Consider the following 3,382-nt stretch of genomic DNA (forward strand, 5'->3'; position numbering starts at 1 on the left):
ATCTTATACATTTTTACAAGCCCAGGTATTTTAGCCTAATTAAATATTAATATTTGCCGACGCTACCCTCTGGTTTAGTCTGCCGAAGAAGACTAAACCAGAGGCGTAAACCCTAGATGTAAGACTTTCAGAAGCTTTTTTATCTGGAAGAATATTTTAGAACGGTACAATTATTTACATTTCTTATAATAACATTTGACCATTGTTTATTTATCGCCATCAGGAAATCGTGCTAGGGTAGTTTCTATAAGGAATATTTTCTTAGCTTAGGCTATCAGCGGCAACTATAAAAGCCCCGATCGTTGAACCCAAGTCAACGAAAACCAAGTGATAGCGCTTGAGATATTAGATGTGAAAAGGATTGTCAATCGCACAATCTTGCCAAAGCAAGTCCCGATCGCACTTGGACTACCTTTAGGCTCTTGCTAAGATACAAATGCGATCGTTCTGTAGCATTGTACTGTTGATAACCCCGCACAAAAGGGGAGGTCGTCATGGTAATGGATTTCCAGACCCAAAATATTAATTTGACCAAATCAGAATTGACAAGCTTAAAAGAAGCACCGATTCATCTTGCAGGTCAAATTCAACCACATGGAGTAATTTTTGTACTAGAAGCTCCGGAATTAACAATATTACAAGTTAGCAGCAATACATATACTGCCCTTGGTATTAGTCCCGAAAACCTTCTAGGAAAACCAATCGAAGAAATTATCGATCCATTTCAAATGGAGAAAATTAGAGCGGGAGTATTAAACGAATCTCTCGACTTCATCAATCCGACAAGGATTTGGATGAGGAAACAAGGAGATGATTACGCAGTATTCGATGCCTCATTACACCGAAATTCAGACAGATTTTTAATTCTTGAATTAGAACCTGCCATATCGTCAGAAAATATCCCATTTTTAAGTTTTTATCATCTAGCTAGAGCATCGATTAACCAGCTAGAAAAAACAGCTTCTTTGCGTGATTTTTGCGAGATTATCGTTCAAGAGGTGCGAAAAGTCACCGGGTTTGACCGGGTAATGCTGTATAAATTTGACGAAGATGGACATGGAGCTGTAGTTGCTGAAGAAAAACTAGAAACTATGGAACCATACCTGGGTCTTCATTACCCAGAGTCAGATATTCCCAAACCTGCCAGAAAATTATTCGCCTCCAATTCGATCAGATTAATACCGGATACCAAAGCGGAACCCGTAAAAATTGTTCCTGCTATGAATCCAGTTAGCGAACATCCCGTCGATTTAACTTTGTCGATTCTCCGAAGTGCCTCTCCCTGTCACATAGAGTACTTGCACAATATGGGGGTGGGTGCTTCTCTGACTATTTCTTTGGTTAAAGATCGAAAACTTTGGGGTTTAATTGCTTGTCATCATAAGTCGCCCAAATATGTCTCTTACGAGTTACGAAAAGCCTGCGAATTCTTGGGGCAAGTGATATTTGCAGAAATTTCGGCAAGAGAAGAAACAGAGGATTACGATTATCGCATGAGATTGACATATATCCAATCAAGTTTGGTGGATTATATGTCTCAAGAAGAAAACTTTATTGATGGTTTAGTAAAACACGAACCGAATCTCTTGGATTTGACTGGCTCTCAAGGAGCAGCCGTATGTTTGGGTGGAAATTGGACAACGATCGGCGAAACTCCGAGAGAAGAAGACCTGAATTTGTTAATGCAATGGCTAAAGAATAACATCGGCGATGAAGAAGTCTTTTCCACAGATTCCCTGCCGCGAATTTATCCAGATGCAGAAAGATTCAAAAACGTTGCCAGCGGTTTGCTAGCTATTCCCATTTCTAAGAGAAATTACGTTTTTTGGTTCCGATCGGAAGTGATTCAAACCGTAAATTGGGGTGGCGATCCCAATAAGGCGTATGAAGTCAGCCACTCAAACGGCAATCTCCGCCTGTGTCCTCGGAAGTCATTTGAACTGTGGAAACAAACAGTTCGCCTCACGTCTTTACCTTGGCAACAGGTGGAAATTAAAGCAGCGCTAGAACTGAGAAAGGCAATCATCAATATTGTGCTGCGTCAAGCAGATGAACTGGCGCAATTAGCTCACGATCTGGAACGTTCTAACGCGGAACTGAAAAAGTTTGCTTACGTTGCTTCCCACGACTTGCAAGAGCCTTTAAATCAGGTAGCAAATTACGTGCAACTTTTGGAGATGCGGTATGAAGAAGAACTAGACGAAGATGCCAAAGAGTTTATTACCTTCGCTGTCGAAGGAGTCAGCTTGATGCAAACTTTGATCGATGACGTGCTGGCATATTCTAAAGTAGATATGCAGGGCATCGAGTTTGAATTGACTGAGGTGGAAAAAGCTTTAGATCGTGCCTTAAGCAATTTGCGGAAACGCATTACAGAAAGCAAAGCCACAATTACCCACGATGCTTTGCCGACAGTGATGGCTGACGGTACTCAGCTGATGCAGTTGTTTCAAAATTTGATCGGCAATGCGATCAAATTCCGCAGCGACAAACCGCCAGAAATTCATATAGGAACTCAGCGCTTGGAGGATGGGTGGCTATTTTCGGTGCGGGATAATGGTATCGGGATCGATCCGCAGTTTAGCGATCGCATTTTCACGATCTTTCAGCGCCTGCACACGCGGGACGAATATCCCGGTACGGGTATGGGTTTGGCCATTTGTAAGAAAATTATCGAGTGCCACCGAGGCCGCATCTGGGTAGAGTCGCAGCTGGGTCAAGGCGCGACGTTCTACTTTACGATTCCATTAGGGGGACGCGATCGTGAGCGTAGAAACGGAAGAAAAACACAAAACCATCTTTTTGGTAGAGGACAATAAAGCTGACATCCGCTTAATTCAAGAAGCGTTGAAAAAAAGCTCGGTGCCTCATCAAGTTGTGGCAGTTAGAGATGGCATGGATGCGATGGCTTATTTGCGCCAGCAGGGCGAGTATGCCCATGCACCTCGCCCAGATATTATCCTGCTAGATTTGAACTTGCCCAAAAAAGATGGTCGAGAGGTACTGGCCGAAATTAAAGCCGATCCCAACCTCAAACGCATTCCCGTAGTAGTGCTGACCACTTCCAAAAACGAGGATGACATTTTTCACAGCTACGACTTGCACGTAAATTGCTATATCACTAAATCACGCAACCTCAGCCAACTTTTTGAAATTGTCAAAGGTATTGAAGAGTTTTGGCTGAAAACAGTTACCCTACCATCGGAATGAGCGAGATTTCAAGGAGGAAGGAGAAAGGATGAAGTCAGAACCGATTTACCCATCTAAAATGAAAGTCGAAATCTTTCTATCTTTACTGGTAAAATCATTCATCCCTCATCCTTCATCCCTCATTCTTCTCATATGAGGAGCAGAGGGGGAGAAACTACAAAATTATGTCTGC

3 protein-coding genes are annotated in these 3,382 nt (G+C 42.5%); 2 read left to right on the plus strand and 1 reads right to left on the minus strand.

The features are described 5' to 3' along the window. Positions 1–364: 364 nt before the first annotated feature. The gene (locus H6S82_RS34155; RefSeq protein ID WP_255512200.1) at positions 365–496 is read right to left on the minus strand and encodes a hypothetical protein; all 132 of its coding nucleotides are present in this window, start codon (positions 494–496) and stop codon (positions 365–367) included. Between H6S82_RS34155 and H6S82_RS24615 the strand changes: the two genes are divergently transcribed. Together H6S82_RS24615 and H6S82_RS24620 are read left to right on the plus strand one after the other, a co-directional pair. Then, complete coding sequence (locus tag H6S82_RS24615) at positions 495–2,819, plus strand: ATP-binding protein (RefSeq protein ID WP_190463908.1); 2,325 nt, start codon at positions 495–497, stop codon at positions 2,817–2,819. The genes H6S82_RS34155 and H6S82_RS24615 overlap by 2 nt on opposite strands. After that, complete coding sequence (locus H6S82_RS24620; RefSeq protein ID WP_190463907.1) at positions 2,764–3,210, plus strand: response regulator; 447 nt, start codon at positions 2,764–2,766, stop codon at positions 3,208–3,210. Before H6S82_RS24615 ends, H6S82_RS24620 begins: the two co-directional genes overlap by 56 nt. Positions 3,211–3,382: the final 172 nt, after the last annotated feature.

The sequence above is a fragment of the Planktothrix sp. FACHB-1355 genome (assembly GCF_014748295.1).
GTDB lineage: Bacteria > Cyanobacteriota > Cyanobacteriia > Cyanobacteriales > Aerosakkonemataceae > Aerosakkonema > Aerosakkonema funiforme_A.

Excerpts from the sequence above, each read along its gene's own strand:
- H6S82_RS24615 (WP_190463908.1), top strand. The coding sequence starts at position 495 with ATGGTAATGGATTTCCAGACCCAAAATATTAATTTGACCAAATCAGAA.
- H6S82_RS34155 (WP_255512200.1), bottom strand. The coding sequence starts at position 496 with ATGACGACCTCCCCTTTTGTGCGGGGTTATCAACAGTACAATGCTACA.